This window comes from Streptomyces sp. NPDC092370 (assembly GCF_044755265.1).
Lineage (GTDB): Bacteria > Actinomycetota > Actinomycetes > Streptomycetales > Streptomycetaceae > Streptomyces.
In genome coordinates, this window is record NZ_JBIVQO010000018.1 from 1 (window position 1) to 15795 (window position 15795).

The 15795-nt window shown below is 71.8% G+C and carries 17 protein-coding genes and 1 pseudogene; 9 read left to right on the forward strand and 9 right to left on the reverse strand.

All coding sequences use genetic code 11. The features are described from left to right. Both ACIQHQ_RS35050 and ACIQHQ_RS35055 read right to left on the reverse strand, forming a co-directional pair. The coding region (locus ACIQHQ_RS35050) for a maltotransferase domain-containing protein (protein WP_402620119.1) at positions 1-591 on the reverse strand (591 nt) is incomplete at its 3' end. A gap of 73 nt (positions 592-664) precedes the next feature. Then, positions 665-1033 carry a DUF5133 domain-containing protein gene (locus ACIQHQ_RS35055; RefSeq protein WP_402620122.1) on the reverse strand — a complete coding sequence of 123 codons (369 nt, stop codon included), beginning with the start codon at positions 1031-1033 and terminating at the stop codon, positions 665-667. A 362-nt stretch (positions 1034-1395) separates the two neighbouring features. Between ACIQHQ_RS35055 and ACIQHQ_RS35060 the strand changes: the two genes are divergently transcribed. Together ACIQHQ_RS35060 and glgX are read left to right on the forward strand one after the other, a co-directional pair. Then, on the forward strand, positions 1396-1908 hold the full coding sequence (locus ACIQHQ_RS35060) for a pep a2 (protein ID WP_402620124.1): 513 nt from the start codon (positions 1396-1398) through the stop codon (positions 1906-1908). Then, positions 1905-4058 carry a glycogen debranching protein GlgX gene (gene glgX, locus ACIQHQ_RS35065; protein ID WP_402620127.1) on the forward strand — a complete coding sequence of 718 codons (2154 nt, stop codon included), beginning with the start codon at positions 1905-1907 and terminating at the stop codon, positions 4056-4058. The genes ACIQHQ_RS35060 and glgX overlap by 4 nt, the downstream gene beginning before the upstream one ends. Before the next feature lie 6 nt (positions 4059-4064). Here glgX and ACIQHQ_RS35070 read toward each other — a convergent pair whose 3' ends face one another. Then, positions 4065-4868, reverse strand: coding sequence for a VOC family protein (locus tag ACIQHQ_RS35070; RefSeq protein ID WP_402620130.1), 804 nt, complete (start codon positions 4866-4868; stop codon positions 4065-4067). Between the two features lie 246 nt (positions 4869-5114). On the opposite strand from ACIQHQ_RS35070, the gene ACIQHQ_RS35075 reads away from it, so the two are divergent. Further along, a complete protein-coding gene (locus ACIQHQ_RS35075; RefSeq protein ID WP_402620133.1) occupies positions 5115-5435 on the forward strand; it encodes an ANTAR domain-containing protein in 321 nt (106 codons plus the stop codon). A 22-nt stretch (positions 5436-5457) separates the two neighbouring features. On the opposite strand, the gene ACIQHQ_RS35080 is transcribed toward ACIQHQ_RS35075, so the two are convergent. Continuing rightward, on the reverse strand, positions 5458-6249 hold the full coding sequence (locus ACIQHQ_RS35080; protein ID WP_402620136.1) for an RNA polymerase sigma factor SigF: 792 nt from the start codon (positions 6247-6249) through the stop codon (positions 5458-5460). Positions 6250-7014: 765 nt separating this feature from the next. On the opposite strand from ACIQHQ_RS35080, the pseudogene ACIQHQ_RS35085 reads away from it, so the two are divergent. Both ACIQHQ_RS35085 and ACIQHQ_RS35090 read left to right on the forward strand, forming a co-directional pair. Further along, positions 7015-7212 (forward strand): annotated as a pseudogene (locus ACIQHQ_RS35085) (helix-turn-helix domain-containing protein); the annotation flags it as partial. Between the two features lie 218 nt (positions 7213-7430). After that, a complete protein-coding gene (locus ACIQHQ_RS35090) occupies positions 7431-7952 on the forward strand; it encodes a hypothetical protein (RefSeq protein WP_402620138.1) in 522 nt (173 codons plus the stop codon). A gap of 24 nt (positions 7953-7976) precedes the next feature. Here ACIQHQ_RS35090 and hemC read toward each other — a convergent pair whose 3' ends face one another. The 3 genes from hemC to ligD all read right to left on the reverse strand — a co-directional run bounded on the left by hemC (position 7977) and on the right by ligD (position 10958). Continuing rightward, the gene (gene hemC, locus ACIQHQ_RS35095) at positions 7977-8912 is read right to left on the reverse strand and encodes a hydroxymethylbilane synthase (protein WP_402620141.1); all 936 of its coding nucleotides are present in this window, start codon (positions 8910-8912) and stop codon (positions 7977-7979) included. Positions 8913-9062: 150 nt separating this feature from the next. Continuing rightward, the gene (locus tag ACIQHQ_RS35100; protein ID WP_402620144.1) at positions 9063-9836 is read right to left on the reverse strand and encodes an NPP1 family protein; all 774 of its coding nucleotides are present in this window, start codon (positions 9834-9836) and stop codon (positions 9063-9065) included. Between the two features lie 141 nt (positions 9837-9977). Next, the gene (ligD, locus tag ACIQHQ_RS35105) at positions 9978-10958 is read right to left on the reverse strand and encodes a non-homologous end-joining DNA ligase (protein ID WP_402620390.1); all 981 of its coding nucleotides are present in this window, start codon (positions 10956-10958) and stop codon (positions 9978-9980) included. A 116-nt stretch (positions 10959-11074) separates the two neighbouring features. On the opposite strand from ligD, the gene ACIQHQ_RS35110 reads away from it, so the two are divergent. After that, positions 11075-11590, forward strand: coding sequence for a MarR family winged helix-turn-helix transcriptional regulator (locus ACIQHQ_RS35110; protein WP_402620147.1), 516 nt, complete (start codon positions 11075-11077; stop codon positions 11588-11590). Between the two features lie 4 nt (positions 11591-11594). Here the strand turns inward: ACIQHQ_RS35110 and ACIQHQ_RS35115 are convergent, their stop codons facing one another. Next, positions 11595-11843 (reverse strand): hypothetical protein, encoded by a 249-nt coding sequence (locus tag ACIQHQ_RS35115; protein ID WP_402620149.1) that lies wholly within the window; start codon positions 11841-11843, stop codon positions 11595-11597. 81 nt (positions 11844-11924) lie between these two features. On the opposite strand from ACIQHQ_RS35115, the gene ACIQHQ_RS35120 reads away from it, so the two are divergent. The 3 genes from ACIQHQ_RS35120 to ACIQHQ_RS35130 all read left to right on the forward strand — a co-directional run bounded on the left by ACIQHQ_RS35120 (position 11925) and on the right by ACIQHQ_RS35130 (position 15170). Then, positions 11925-12305, forward strand: a complete 381-nt coding sequence (locus ACIQHQ_RS35120; protein WP_402620152.1) for a DoxX family protein — start codon at positions 11925-11927, stop codon at positions 12303-12305. Continuing rightward, positions 12302-12769: a peroxiredoxin gene (locus tag ACIQHQ_RS35125; RefSeq protein ID WP_402620155.1), complete on the forward strand. Its 468-nt coding sequence runs from the start codon at positions 12302-12304 to the stop codon at positions 12767-12769. Before ACIQHQ_RS35120 ends, ACIQHQ_RS35125 begins: the two co-directional genes overlap by 4 nt. Before the next feature lie 61 nt (positions 12770-12830). Next, positions 12831-15170, forward strand: coding sequence for a SpoIIE family protein phosphatase (locus ACIQHQ_RS35130; protein ID WP_402620158.1), 2340 nt, complete (start codon positions 12831-12833; stop codon positions 15168-15170). Between the two features lie 9 nt (positions 15171-15179). On the opposite strand, the gene ACIQHQ_RS35135 is transcribed toward ACIQHQ_RS35130, so the two are convergent. Beyond that, positions 15180-15794, reverse strand: coding sequence for a DNA polymerase ligase N-terminal domain-containing protein (locus tag ACIQHQ_RS35135; protein WP_402620161.1), 615 nt, complete (start codon positions 15792-15794; stop codon positions 15180-15182). Position 15795: the final 1 nt, after the last annotated feature.

Below are 15795 nucleotides of genomic sequence, written 5' to 3' on the forward strand. Positions count from 1 at the left end.
CCGCTCCCGCTCCACCAGCAGCGGCAACGGCTCGCTGCTGGTGACGAGCTCCCGCAGCGGATGCCGGGCCAGGACCTCGTCCACCTCCGGCGTCAACGCCGCCGCGAAGCGGGCCGCCGTGGGCAGCGCGTCGTCGCGCAGGGTCTTCGCCGCGGCGAGCAGCACGGCGCGGCCGGCTTCCTTCGGTACGCCGGCCGCCGCCCGCTCGTGGAGCTCCGCGCCCTCTTCGAGGACCAGTCCCGGGTCGATGCCCGCTGGGATCTTTATGCCCGCCGCGTGGCGCCAGGTGGCCACCGGATCGCTCCAGGCCTCCACCCGGTACGACCAGCGGCCGACGGCGTTCGCGGTGACCTCGGCGCCCCAGCGGTCGCTGCCGGGGGCGAGCTCACGCATCGGCGTCCACGGGCCGGGGCGGCCCTCGGGGTCCTTCAGGACGACATTGGCGGCCACCGCGTCGTGCCCCTCCCGGAACACGGTGGCGGTGACCTCGAACGTCTCACCCACGACAGCCTTCGCCGGCCGGTTGCCGTTCTCCACGGCCGGGCGGACGTCCCGTACCGGGATGCGACCGATGGCCCGGGTCCTACTCATGGTCCTCACCTCCACCGTGCTCGAAAGCCGGGTTGTCGGGCCCGGTTCAGGGGACAGCTGTGCGGGAAGGCAGCTACCTTCCCGCCCTGGATCTCCGCTCGGCGGCCGGGGATATCCGCTCCGCCGCCGGCGTTCTTCGTCTGACCGCCGTGGCCGGACGGGGCCGTTCGTCCGGTTCCTGCAGACAGGTGACGTGCTGCTCCTGCAGGCACGTGATCTGCTGTTCCTCGAGGTAGGCGAGCTGGTTCGTGCGCAGATACCGCTCGGCCGCGTCCGCCGCCTCCCGTGCGCAGCGCTTGCCCATCAGCACACAGAGCGTGTAGCCGGAGTCCTCGAACGTGGTCCGCACCGTGCGGTCGTTCGGTGCCGCGAGCATCACGCGTTCCCAGGCCCGGTAACGCCGCAACTGCCGGGCGACTTCGGCTCTGGCGGGTAGCAGCATGGCACCGATCACCTTTCGGGGCTCGAGGGGCACGGTCTCCCGACGGTCGGACGGCGGCCGTGCGCACAGCGGCACGGACCCGTAACGGCGATCGAGTTCTTCACACATGGTGCACGGGTGACGACACAGCGTCTTGTTGGGCCTTCAACCAGTCATGGTTCGCTTAAGCCGTTCAGGCCATCGCGGCCGCTCACTTGCGACCACTGCCACCTCAGGCGTGCGCTCGTGTTGCACGAACGGGCTAGCACCCCCAGGCTGAGGGTGACTCAGAAGCGATAGGCGCTCACGTTCCGTGTTCGGGGCTCGTCCCGCAGGACCGCGGGAGCGAGGAGGAGCTGAGCTTCGCGGTGAGGAGCCGACCGATGAAGACCGCAGTGCCCTGCTACTACCACCTCGACGTGGAAGTCAGCCCGGAACGGGTGGGACAGGTCAGCCGCATTCTGGCCGCTCACCTGAAGTTCTGGGACCTGGACAACCTGGTCCAGCCCGTCTGCGGCGGTGCCGAGATGCTGCTCAAGGCCATCGCCGAACACGCCACGGACAAGAACACGTCGATCGAGATGTGGTGGAACCGGCAGCACCTGATCACCGCCATCGGGGACAACGACCGCGCCCTGCGCCCGGACCAGGAACTGCGGGGCTGCCTCGAGCACCTCGCCGCGATGAGCGACGGCTGGGGGTGCTGCGCCACCGAGACCGGCAGCAAGGTCATCTGGTTCTCGCAGCGCGCCCGCGCCGGGGAACGCGTCCCGCTGGTGCCGACCGCTCCCGCCCCGCGGGAGAGCGAGGGCCTCGATGTGCCCCGCGAGGAGCGGGTCGCGCAGCTGGCCGGTCCGGCCAGCACCCCGGGCGACCTCCTGGGGGAAGCCCGGTGACCCGCCGGCAGTCAAGGAAAGGGGCGTCCGCCTGGGGCGGGCGCCCTTACCCGCTGGGGGCGGACTACGACGGTGAGGGCACCAACTTCGCGCTCTTCAGCGAGGTCGCCGAACGCGTCGAGCTGATCCTCGTCGACGACGACGGCACGCACACCCAGGTACCGCTGAACGAGGTCGACGGCTTCGTGTGGCACGGCTACGTGCCCGGTGTCGGCCCCGGCCAGCGCTACGGCTACCGGGTGCACGGGCCGTGGGCCCCCGCCGCCGGCCACCGCTGCAACCCGGCGAAACTGCTGCTCGACCCATACGCCCGCGCGGTGGACGGGCAGATCGACAATCACCCCTCGCTCTACGAGCGCAACCCGGACGGCCCCGACCCGGCCGACAGCGCCGGGCACACCATGCTCGGCGTGGTGACCGACCCGGCCTTCGACTGGGGCGACGACGCCCGGCCCGGCCGGCCCTACGCCGACACGGTGATCTACGAGACACACGTCAAGGGCATGACCCGCACCCATCCCGAGGTGCCCGAGGAACTCAGGGGCACCTACGCCGGGCTGGCCCACCCCGCGGTCGTCGAACACCTGACCTCCCTGGGCGTCACGGCCGTAGAGCTGATGCCCGTCCACCAGTTCGTCCACGACGGGGTGCTGCACGACCGCGGCCTGGTCAACTACTGGGGCTACAACACCATCGGCTTCTTCGCGCCCCACAACGGTTACGCCGCCCACGGCTCGCGCGGGGGGCAGGTCGCCGAGTTCAAGCAGATGGTGAAGACCCTGCACGCGGCCGGGCTCGAAGTGATCCTCGACGTGGTCTACAACCACACCGCCGAGGGCAACGAGATGGGCCCCACCCTGTCCTTCCGCGGGATCGACAACTCCTCGTACTACCGCCTGGTCGACGGTGACTGGGAGCACTATTACGACACCACCGGCACCGGCAACAGCCTTCTGATGCGGCACCCCTACGTACTCCAGCTGATCATGGACTCGCTGCGGTACTGGGTCACCGAGATGCACGTCGACGGCTTCCGCTTCGACCTCGCGGCAACCCTCGCCCGGCAGTTCCACGAGGTGGACCGGCTGTCGGCGTTCTTCGACCTCATCCAGCAGGACCCGGTGATCAGCCGCGTCAAGCTGATCGCCGAGCCGTGGGACGTCGGCGAGGGCGGCTACCAGGTGGGCAACTTCCCGCCGCTGTGGTCGGAGTGGAACGGCATGTACCGCGACGCGGTGCGGGACTTCTGGCGCGGTGAGGACCACACGCTCGGCGAGTTCGCCTCCCGGCTCACGGGCTCCTCCGACCTCTACCAGCACAGCAGGCGCCGCCCGCGCGCCAGCGTCAACTTCGTCACCGCGCACGACGGCTTCACCCTGCGCGACCTCGTCTCGTACAACGACAAGCACAACGAGGACAACGGCGAGGACAACCAGGACGGCGAGAGCACCAACCGCTCCTGGAACTGCGGAACCGAGGGCCCGACCCGCGACGCCTCCGTGCTGGAGCTGCGCACACGTCAGCAGCGCAACTTCCTCGCCACGCTGCTGCTGTCCCAGGGCATCCCGATGCTCTCCCACGGCGACGAGCTCGGGCGCACCCAGGGCGGCAACAACAACGCCTACTGTCAGGACAACGAGATCTCGTGGATCGACTGGCGGCTCACCGCGGAGCAGCGCGACCTGCTGGAGTTCACCCGGTACCTCATCAGGCTGCGCACGGAACACCCCGTGCTGCGGCGGCGCCGCTTCTTCCACGGCGAGACCCTGACCCGGGCGGACCAGCCGCTGCCCGACCTGATGTGGCTGGCTCCGGACACCCGCGAGATGACCGACGACGACTGGCAGCGCGGCGACGCGCACTCCGTCGGTGTCTTCCTCAACGGCGACGCCATCGCCGAACCCGACCCGCGCGGCCGCCCGGTGGTCGACGACTCCTTCCTGGTGCTGTTCAACAGCCACTGGGAGCCGGTCGACTTCCGCCTTCCGGACGCCTCCTACGGCGATCGGTGGACGGCCCTCATCGACACGGCCGACCCGGAGGGCACGCCAGACGAGTCGGAGCACAAACCGGGTACGCGTCTCACCGTCGGGGCCCGCAGCCTGGTCCTGCTGTCCCGGCCGTCGCGGGCCTCGCGCGGAAAGGAATGAGCCGGGTCAGCGGTCGCGGCGGCGGGTCACCGTGAACTGCGCGCCGTCATGGTCCCGCAGCACCGCCTCGTCGCCGCCCGCGGACAGGACGCTGCCGCCGTGCAGTTCGGCCGCCCGGGCGCAGGCCTCGACATCGTCGACGGAGAAGTGGATCTGCCAGTGGGGCCGGATCGCGGGGTCGGGGGCCGCCTCCAGGGCGCCCGAATCGATCCGGGCCACCACGTCCCCGCGGCTGCGCAGCACGACCTCGCCGCCCTCGTAGTGGACCTCGCAGCAGCCCGGGTGCGGGGACGCCCAGTCGAGGACCTCGCCGTAGAAGATCGCCGCGTCGAAGGCGTCACGGGTGTGGAGCGTGATGAAGGCCGGCTGTGCGTTGCGCCAGGTCTCCCAGTCGGTGAAGAGGTCGCCCTCCCAGATTCCGAACGTCGCCCCGTCCCGGTCGGCCAGCAGCGCCGCCCGCCCCGGGGGCAGTGAGATCGGCCCGACGGCGACGGTGCCCATACGTTCCTGCACCCGCGCCACCGCCTCGTCCGCGCTGCGCACCGCGAAGTACGGAGTCCACGCCACCGCCATCTGCCACATGGTCGCCACCCCCGCGATGCCGGCCACGGGCGAGCCGTCCACCAGCGCGATCCGGAACCGGTCGCCGAGCTTGGCCGGCCGCCACTGCCAACCCAGCACGGCACCGTAGAACTCCTCGGTCGCCTTGACGTCCCGGCTCGTCAGGCTCACCCAGCAGGGAGCACCGAACACCGAGTGTGATGAGACGACGTCCTTCGTGCCGGAGGGGGTGGGCGTGTTGTGGTTCATGGCAGTCGCGTCCTGATCTCGTCGGCCTGGCAGCCACCGGAGGATTGACACCAGTGTCCAACCGGAACCGGTGTGGGCGCCTGCCGAGTACCCCGGCGGCGGCACCGAAACGGCATCCGGCCTGGTCCGCCCCGGTGGCACCGGGCGGTCCGAGTGACGACGATGGAGGGGTCGGACACTGCGTCAAGGTACTCAAGCACCCGAGGCGGCCTCGGGGACAGCGGCGCACCGGACCCGGAGGTGACCATGCCCACGGACGGGGGCTCGGACCGGATCTTCGCGTTGCAGGAAGAGGTCCAGCAGCTGAAGGAGGCGGTCGTCTCCCACGCTGTCGTGGACCAGGCGATCGGAGTGGTCGTCGTGCTCGGCCGGATCTCCCCCGACCAGGGGTGGACCGTGCTGAAGGAGGTCTCCCAGCACACCAACATCAAGCTGCGCAACGTCGCGGAACTGATCCTCGTCCGGGGGCGCACCGGCGTGATCCCCGAGGAGATCCGGGCCGCCCTGGAGCACGCCCTCGACCGCGCCGGACGGACGCGGATCCCCGGCTCGCCGCCGGAGGCGTGACCCCGGCGGCGCGCACCCGGCTTCATGGCGTCTCGGTCAGCAGCTCCTCACGCAGATGGGCGAAGCAGCTGCTGAGCAACCGGGAGACGTGCATCTGCGAGATGCCGAGCTGCTCCGCGATGCGGCTCTGGGTCATGCCCTTGAAGAACCGCAGGTAGAGAATGACCCGCTCACGCTCCGGCAGTGCCTCCAGACAGGGCCTGACGGCCACGCGGTTGACGACGATGTCGAAGGCCGGGTCGGGCCCGCCGATCGCGTCCCCGAGGGCGTAACCGTCGGTCCCGGGCATCTCCGCCTCCAGCGAGAGCGCGGAGAAGCACTCCAAGGCCTCCATACCGGTGCGGACCTCACCCTCGGTGAGCTGGGCGTACTCAGCGATCTCGGCGACCGTGGGGGAGTGGCCCGGGGTGGTCTGCGACAGCTCCTTGGCGGCGTGCCGCACGCGGTTGCGCAGGTCCTGTACCCGGCGGGGCACGTGCAGGGTCCACATGTGGTCACGGAAGTGGCGCTTGATCTCGCCGGTGACCGTCGGCACCGCGTACGCCTCGAAGGCGTTGCCGCGAGCCGGATCGTAGTGGTCGACGGCCTTCACGAGGCCGAGAGCCGCCACCTGGTACAGGTCCTCCAGGGCCTCGCCGCGGCCCCGGAAGCGGACGGCGATCCGCTCCGCCATGGGGAGCCAGGCCTCGACCAGTTCGTCCCGCAGGGCCTTGCGCTCGGGCCCCTCGGGCAGCCGCACGAGACGCGCGAACGCCTCGGCGGTGTCGGGGGCGTCGTCGTGGGGGTGCGTTCGGGTGCTTGCGGTGATACGCATGGTGCGCACCTCCCTGAGCAGGTGCTGTATGGACACACACCGTGGGAGCGCGGACTCGGGCCTCAGGAGAGCGCCGGGGGCCCGGGGCTGCCGGCTCCCATGCACGTGCCTCCTGTCCGAAGCACTTCCCTGCCCATTCCCGGACAGGGGCATAGCGAAACAATTACGACAATACGGCACTCGGTGGCCCTGGGCGCTTCCAGGTCACCTGCCGTTGCCGGTGCATCCCTCGACCTCTCTCGACCACGCCTCGCTCTGACTGCCTCTGCCGCAGAGCCCATCTCGCCGCGTGGAGCCCGAGGCCGCGCCGGCGCCAGACGCGGCAGTTCGACCTCGGCACCGGGCAGCCGCGGGTCGGGCATCCGCCACCGCAGGCGCCTGACGGTGGCCGTACCGCTCGCACGATGAGCAGCGGGAGCAGACGAGTGCGCACCCGGCCCCGCTACCCGGCAGGCGCGACGAGCCGGCGCCCGGATCAGCGCTGGGAGCCCACGAGCGCGCCGGCCAGCTCTTCGGGAAAGGCCTCCCCGGCCTCTCGACCCGGCCAAGGGCCTCGCCTCTGGCCTGCAAGTCGGTGTCCACGCTGGTCGACCGGTTCGCGTGGGCGGGACACCTGGTTCGCGAGAGCCACTCCGCCGACCGGCGGGACGCCCGGCTGCTGCCCATCCCCGCAGCCGGGGCTCGACGGAAACGAGTGGCGCCGTCGCCGCGCCGAACTCGTACGCAGCCAGGCGTCGCGCCTGGACGAGGCGCGGCCGGAGGGCGCTGCTCGTCTGCGGCCCGGCCCGCTGTGCCGTCGAGGGCGGCCGGCCGCTGCGGCGGGCCGCTGAACGCTTCCGGCCTCGCCCCCTACGGTCCGGCGGTGGGCGGATCGCCACCGCGCGTTCGGCGAGGCGGGCATGGCTGAGCGACCCCAGCCGTCCGCACCACAGCCCACGGCGCTCGGCATCGCGGCGGCCTCGGTCCCGCCCGGGCCGGCCGACCCGATGATCTTCACTCGTGGAAGTGATGTGCGGCACGCCCGGGCAAGCGCTTTCTCCGACTGTTTCCGGATAACCGCTGGGCACGGCTTGATCACCGATCAAAACGGATGAACTGCCAGGCCACAGCCCATTCTGCTCATTTGACAGTGCGCTCGGAGCACAGATAGGAAGCAGCTTCCAGAGGTCGAGAGGTGCAGCGTGTACGAGCCGAACGTGGTCGGGGACTGGCAGGAGTACGACGAGCATGCCGGTCTGCGTGTCCGCGTCCACCGCCTGGAACTGGCCGAGCCGCCCCGCGGCCGGGACGACGCCGCCGAAGGGCTGGCCTACTTCCGCCTCCGCGTGACGGTCGAGAACCGCGGCAGCCGCCATCTCGGCATCCACCTCGAGGACGGCCAGATCGACGTCCGGCTCGGCCCGGACGGGGAGAGCGCCTTCATCGACTGGCGCAACTCGCAGTTCATCGAGGGCTTCGACGTCTACCCGCTGCGCCGGGCCACCGCAGTGCTGTACGCGGCCGGGACCGAGGCGTCCCTGGGTCTCGTGGACGTCCAGGTGCAGTTGCGCGTGGAGGAGGAGTGGACCGACCGCCGGCTCTGGGCGGGCGGCATCGGGGCGCACGAGGGCCCTGCCGGGGCCCCGCAGGGCGCGGTGCGGGACAGTCTGGCGCACCAGGTGAGCGTCTTCCTGCGGGACCAGGCGGAGGAAGGCACCGCCTGATTCCGTGTCAGGGTGTCGCGGAGGTCAGTGCGGGATGCCGTCGATGATCTCGCGGGCGCCCTGACGGAGCAGGGCCACGGCGACCGAGGTGCCGAGCGTCGCCGGGTCGAGCCGGCCCGCCCACTCGTGCGCGTTGAGCCGGGTCTTGCCGTCCGGGGTGAACACACAGGCCCGCAGGGACAGTTCACCACTGCGGTCCACCCGCGCGAACCCGGCGATGGGGCTGTTGCAGTGCCCCTGCAGCACATGCAGGAACATGCGCTCGGCGGTGGTCTCCCGGTGGGTGTCCGGGTCGCCGAGACCGCTCACCGCGTCGATCAGCGCGGCGTCGTCCTCGCGACACTGGAGGGCCAGCACGCCCGCGCCGATGGGCGGCATCATCGTCTCGGTCGAGAGGATCTCGCTGATCACGTCCTCGCGGCCGATGCGCTCGAGGCCGGAGACCGCGAGCAGCAGGGCGTCCGCCTCCCCGGCGGCCAGCTTCGCCAGACGCCGGTTGGCGTTGCCGCGGAAGGGCACGCACTCCAGGTGGGGGTGCGTGGCGGCCAGTTGGGCGACCCGGCGCACCGAGGAGGTGCCGATCCGTGTGCCGGCCGGCAGCTCGTCCAGGGTGAGCCCGCCCGGGTGGATCAGGGCGTCGCGGATGTCGTCCCGCCTGAGGAACGCGGCGAACACCGTGCCCGCGGGGAGCGGCCGGTCGGCGGGCACGTCCTTCACACAGTGCACGGCGAGGTCGGCCTCGCCGGCCAGCAGCGCCGCGTCGACCTCCTTGGTGAACGCGCCCTTGCCCTCGACCTGGGACAGATCACCCATCCACTTGTCGCCGGTGGTCTTCACCGGCACGACCTCGGTGCGCACTCCGGGGTGGGCGGCGGCCAACTCGGCCCGGACGCGCTCCACCTGGGCCAGGGCCATGGGGGAGTCGCGGGAGACGATGCGGATCAGTTCGGGGACGGACATGCGGACACGATAGACCCTCCCGAGGGAGCGTTCGTGCCGTAACTCCACCGACGGCCCTGCTTCGGGCGTCAGTTCGGGACGAGCTCCCCGGTACGGCCCGGACCGGTTCGCCTGGCGCGAGGGTCCGGGCCGAGTCGGGGGCCGGTGCCGTCAGGCGTACGGGTCGAAGGCGATGCCGGAGGGCTTGGCAGATGCCAGGTGGTGGGCGAACTTGGCGTCCTTCAGGCCGAAGTTGGCGCTGCCGAAGTCGTAGGACGTGAGCTTGTCGCGCACTCCCGCCGGGTAGCCGTTCCAGCCGACCAGCGCCGGGTACTGCCAGGTGCGCTCGTGGTTCTCCGGCGGCTCGTCGTTCGCGTTCGCGGCGCGGAAGCAGTGGGTTCTGATGCCGTCCTTGTGGTACACGATCTTCGCGTGGGTGCCTTCGAAGCGGATGGCGGACGCCGCGCGCACGGTGAACGAACCGTGGTTGGACGTCGAGACGTACTTGACCCGGTTGTCCTGCACGAACACCGCGACGTGCTCGAAGTCGTGCCGGTGGCCGCCGATGCCGCTGCCGGCCACGGCTTGGTCCTTCTCGAAGTAGAGGGCGTAGAGGATCGCGCACCAGCCGTTGTTGCACTTGGAGCGCGCGTAGCCGTTGGTGTTGTCGAGGTCCGAGGCGTCCCGGCAGTTGCCGTTCAGTGCACCGGTCGGTTTCAGTCCGCCGTTCACCGTGCCGTCGGGGCCGATCGCGGGCGTGGAGTAGCACCCGTCGGTGTCGTAGTCGTAGGCGGGCTGGTACGTCTGCTCCAGCGCGTCCGCGTTGGCGGGCAGCGCCGACGGCGGTGCCGCGAAGGCCGTGGCGGGAACCGCCAGGACGAGGGCGGCGGCACCGGCCGCTCCGGTGAACCATGTCCTGCGGTGGGCGAGCGGGCGTGACGACACTGCGTCCTCCTCGGTCCGGGCGCAGCCCAACGGCTGTGGGAGAAAGGGAGGTTCAGCTTCCAGGTTGAGCGCGTCCATGCCAAGAGGGGCGGAGGATCCCAGGGGTGAATCACGGCCGAACAGCCGGGGGCAGACGTCGTTTCAGACCAGGTCGTCCGGGATGTCGGCCGCCGCCTCCTCGGGCGCGAGATCCGGCCGCAGCCGCAGCCAGGACGGCTGGCGCAGCATCCCCTCCCGGGTGCGGGTGCTGTAGCGCACCTCGCCCACCAGGCGGGGCACGACCCAGTGCGCGCCCGGAGCGCGCGGGGCGGGGTCGAAGGGGCAGACATCGGTCGCGGCCGCCCGCAACAGTCCGGCGAGTTCGGTGCGTTCGGCCTCGCTCCAGCCGGTGCCGACGCTCCCGACGTAGCGCAGCCGCCCCGCGGCACGCTGTCCGACCAGCACCGCGCCGGGCAGGCCGGTGAGCCGCCCCCTGCCGGGCTGCCAGCCGCCGACCAGGACGTCCTCGGTGCGCATGTTGCGGATCTTGATCCAGGCCCGCGAGCGCACCCCCGGCTCGTACGGCGAGTCCAGCCGCTTGCAGACCAGTCCCTCCAAGCCGTGCTCCTGGGTGGCGCGCAGGGCCTCGGCGCCGTGGCCCACGAGTGCGCGGGGCGTCGACCAGGAGGATCCGGCGAGGCCGAGGTCCTCCAGCGCCGCGCGGCGTCGCATGTAGGGGAGCCGGAGGAGGGAGCGGTCTTCCAGGTGCATCAGGTCGAACAGCACCAGATGGACCGGGACCTCCGCTGCCCGTCGCGCGGCCCTGGCGGGCGCGTGCGCCAGCCCCATGCGTGACTGGAGCAACTGGAAGCTGGCGCGGCCCTGTTCGTCCAGGGCCATGATCTCACCGTCCAGGACGGCGGGTGCGGCGCCGAGGGCGGTGCCCAGCGGCCGCAATTCGGGGTAGGCGGCCGTGATGTCGTCCCCGGAGCGGGCGCGCAGCAGCACGCTGCCGTCCCCGGGCAGATAGACCACCACGCGCTGCCCGTCCTGTTTGGTCTCGTAGGCCCAGCGTGTGTCCTGTGCGGCGGGCGGCAGGGTGCCGGACGTGGCGAGCATGGGCGGGATCAGCGGCAGGTCCACGGGTGAGGTGTCGACGAACCGGTGGGCGCTCACGCGCGTTTTGGGCCTGGTTCCCCTGAACGGCTGCTCCCCGGTGGATTTGCTTGACTTACGCAACTGAATGCTAGCGTGCGTTCATGTCCACACCACCGCTGCCCGATGCTCCTTCCGTGGACGTGATCGAGATCGAGCGCGCGCTCACCCGCATCACGTACCTGAGCACGCGGGCCCGCCGGCACGACCGGCTGATGGCCCTGGCGGGCGTGCCGCTCGACCGGGCCGCCGTCGCGCTGCTGCGGCAGGTCGCCGACTCCGAGCCACTGCGGCCGGGGGAACTCGCCGCCCGGCTGGGCGTGGAGGCGTCGCACGTCACGCGCACGGTGCAGCAGTTGCAGACGTCCGGACACGTCACCCGCGTCCCCGATCCGGACGACCGTCGCGCCCAGCGCATCCAGCTCACCGAGGCGGGCGGCGAGGCCATCGCCAAGATCCGCGATGCCGGGATCCGCGCCATGCGGGCGGCCCTCTCGGACTGGTCCCCCGGGGACCTGCGGCACCTCGCGACGCTCTTCCACCGCATGGTCGACGACTTCCTCGCCCACGCCCTCGACGAGGAGGGCGAACCACGGCCGGCTCCGGCCGGCGAGGCCTGAACCGTCACCGAGCGGACACGTTCCGCGGGTGCGTCCGTCGGCCGGCCGCCGTTCCCGGCGGCGCGGGCTCGCGCAGTCCGCACAGCAGGAGGCGGCCCAGCGCGGGCAGCGCGATGAGAGAGAACAGAGCCGAGCGGAGGGTCATCGCGTCGGCCAGGGCCCCGAGGGCGGGTGCCGCCAGACCGCCGACGCTCACGGTGAGGCCCGGATCGACGTCTTCCGGCGCTCCTTCGGCTATCCGCCGGGCAGCCACCACCGGCGCTCCCGGGGCCCGGGTGAACCGACCCGTCTACCGACTGGTAATAATGCCCGGCAGGCCTTCAGAGGAGGAACCGTGTCCCGGTCCGAACGCTCGCCCCTGCTGCTCGCCGGCCTGCTGGCCACCGCGGGTGTCGCCCACTTCGCCGCCCCACGCCCGTTCGACGCGACCATCCCGCGTGGCCTGCCCGGCACCCCCAGAGCCTGGACCTACGCGAGCGGCGCCGCCGAGCTCGCGCTGGCCGCCGGTCTGGCCCTGCCGCGCACCCGCAGGACGGCCGCGCTGGCCGCGGCCGCCTTCTTCGTCGGGGTGTTCCCCGCCAACGTCAAGATGGCCGCCGACTGGCGCCACCGCCCCGCCCCGCAGAAGGCCGCCGCCTTCGGGCGCCTGCCCCTGCAGGTGCCCCTCGTGCTCTGGGCCCGCGGTGTCGCACGGAACGCGGAGGCCAGGTCGTGACCGCGCGCGTGGAGACCGGCGACACGGTCGAGGACTTCGCCCTGCCCGACGAGACCGGCACCGTCCGCAGTCTTTCCGGGCTGCTCGCCGAGGGCCCGGTCGTGCTGTTCTTCTACCCGGCCGCCCTGACCCGCGGCTGCACGGCCCAGGCCTGTCACTTCCGCGACCTTGCCACCGAGTTCGCCGCCGTCGGGGCACGCCCCGTCGGTATCAGCGGTGACGCCGTCGAGCGGCAGCAGGAGTTCGCCGGACGGCACGGCCTCGGCATGCCGCTGCTGTCCGACGCCGACGGCGCGGTCCGTGAACGGTTCGGAGTGAAGCGGGGCTTCTCCCTGGCGCCCACCAAGCGCACCACGTTCGTCATAGCGCAGGACCGCACCGTCCTCGACGTCGTACGCAGCGAACTGCTCATGAACGCGCACGCCGACCGGGCGCTCGCCGCGCTGCGCGCCCACGGAGCCTGACACTGTCACGAATGCTGCGTCGCGGTTGATAGCGGGCTGCGGAGGGATAATCCTGGACGATATGGAGGACGCCTCCGCTGCTGCGATCATCGACGCCCGAGGCATTCTGACGGGGTGGAGCCGGGGTGCCCGGCAGCTGACCGGCTATCCGGCCGAGGAAGTCGTGGGCCGGGCCGCACGGGAACTACTCGCCGAGGACGTGCCGCCCGAGGCGGTGTCCGCACTCTCGGGCACCGTCATGGTGCGGCACCGCGACGGCTACCTCGTCGGGGTCCGCGTCAGTGCCTGCGCGGTGTCGGGCGCGGACGGGGAAACGGACGTCTATGTGATCACCGCCGCGCCACCCGGCCGCGAGGAGACGTCCCTCGCGGGCCGCGCCTTCCAGCAGGCGTCCATGTCGATGTCCGTCTTCGACACCGGCCAGCGCTATCTGCGGCTCAACGAAGCCGCCTGCCACGTGATGGGCGTGTCCGAGGAGACCCTGCTCGGCCGGCACTTCCCGGAGACCGTGGAGGAGGCCGAGCACGTGCGCGGCTTCAACTGGCATCTCCGGCACGTCGTGGAGACGGGCCGGCCGGTGCGCTACGAGAGCTACACCGGCGCGCCGGCCCTGAACCGGGAGCACGCCTGGGTCACCGAGATGTGGCCGGTCCGGGACGCCGCCGGCGCACTCGTGGGGACAGCCCTGGCCGCGTTCGACAGCACCGAGCAGTACTGGGCCCGCCAGCGGCTGGCCCTGCTCAACGAAGCCGCGGCCGCCATCGGCACCACACTGGACGTGGTCCGCACGGCCGAGGAGCTGATCGAGGTCGTGGTGCCCCGGTTCGCGGACTTCGCGAGCGTGGACCTGTTCGACTGGGTGCTCGGCGCGGACGAGCAGCCCGCGGTGCCCACCGAACAGATCACCCTCAGGCGGGTCGCGCACGGCTCCGTCACCGAGGGCACCCCAGAAGCGGCCGTGCGTCTGGGAGAAGTCGACGTCTACACGGCGTTCTCGCCGATCGCCCGGGCTCTGCGGGAAGGCGGAGCCGTCCTTAGCCAGGCAGGAGAGCCCGCCTTCGTGCGCTGGGTCGCCGAGCGCAATTCCCGCGCCCCGCAGGGACGCCCTTACCGCACGGGCGCCCATTCGATGCTGGCCGTACCGCTGCGGGCCCGCGGCACCACACTGGGTGTCGCCGTGGCCGTCCGAGTGGCCCAGGCCGACGACTACGGCGCCGACGACGCCGTGTTCGCCGAGGAACTCGCCAGCCGTGCCGCGGTCTGCGTCGACAACGCCCGCCGCTTCGCCCGGGAACGCACCACCGCCCTCGCCCTCCAGCACAGCCTGCTGCCGCGGGGGCTGCCCGGCCAGGCCGCCGTCCAGGTCGCCCACCGCTACCTGCCCTCCGGCTCGGCGGCCGGCATCGGCGGCGACTGGTTCGACGTGATCCCGCTGCCGGGCAGCCGCGTCGCGCTGGTCGTCGGGGACGTCGTGGGGCACGGCATCCCCTCCACGGCGACCATGGGCCGGCTGGTCACGGCCGTCCGCACCCTCGCCGACGTGGACCTCCCGCCGGACGAGCTCCTCACCCACCTCGACGACCTGGTCACCCACCTGGCGTCGGACGACGAGGAGGAGGTCGCCGAGCTCGGCGCGACCTGCCTCTACGCCGTCTACGACCCCGTCACACGCCGCCTGAACGTGGCCGCCGCCGGGCATCCCGCCCCCGCGCTGGTGCTGCCCGACGGCTCGGCCCGGCTCATTCCCATGAGCGCGGGGCCGCCGCTCGGAGTGGGAGGGCTGCCGTTCGAGGCGACGGAGCTCCAGCTGCCCGAGGACTCCGTCGTCGCCCTCTACACCGACGGACTCGTCGAGGACCGTGATCGCGACGTCGACCACGCCACCGAGGAGCTGTGCCGGGCCCTGACCGTGCCGGCGGACTCGCTGGACGCCCTGTGCGACTCGGTGCTGAAGGCCGTTTTGCCGGAGGAACCCGGTGACGACGTGGCACTGTTGCTGGCGCGCACCCGGGCGCTCGGCGCCGATCAGGTCGCCACCTGGGACGTCACCCCGGACCCCGCGGAGGTGGCCACCACCCGGCAGGCCGCGACCGACCAGCTCACCGCATGGGGTCTGGACGAGACGGCCTTCGTCACCGAACTCGTCGTCAGCGAACTGGTCACCAACGCCATCCGGTACGGCGCTCCGCCCATCCAGCTCCGGCTGATCCGCGACCAGACCCTCATCTGCGAGGTGTCGGACGGCAGTTCCACCTCCCCGCACCTGCGGCGGGCGCACCAGGACGACGAGGGCGGTCGTGGCCTGCTGCTGGTCGCCCAGCTCACCCAGCGCTGGGGCAGCAGGCAGACCACCAGGGGCAAGACCATCTGGTGCGAGCAGTCCCTCACGCCGCTGTTCTGAGCGGCCGGCTCACTTCCCAGCCGCCTCCGACGCGACCTGGGCGAGGGTACGGCCGGACGTGACCGAGCGGGCCCGGCGCGGATCGGGAGCCCCGGCCCGGCGGCTCGTGTCACCGGCCCGTTTCACGAGCAGCCACGCCTCCTCGCCGTCGCCGCTGCGACCGCTGCGGAACCGGGTCAGGGCGTACTCGCCGTGCAGCTTGGAACCGCTCAGCCGGAACGTGGCGTGCCCGCGCTCCAGGGACTGCGCGAAGTCGACGGACCGGCCCTCGCGGTCGTGGCTCAGCGGCTCGTACGTGCCGTGGTCCCAGACGATCACCGTGCCGCCGCCGTACTCACCGCGGGGGATCACGCCCTCGAACTCCTCGTACTCCAGCGGATGGTCCTCCGTGGGCACGGCCAGCCGCTTGTCCTTGGGGTCCGCCGAAGGGCCTTTGGGAATCGACCAGGACTTCAGCACGTCGCCCACCTGCAACCGGAAGTCGAAGTGCATCGTGCTCGCGTCATGGATCTGCACCACGAACCGGGGCTCGTCACCGGCCGCCGCACCGCGTCCCCGGGGCTCGCCGGTCCGGTCGACGTCGCGTTTGCCGCGGTGGTCCCGCAGCCGGTCCCGCTCAGCCACC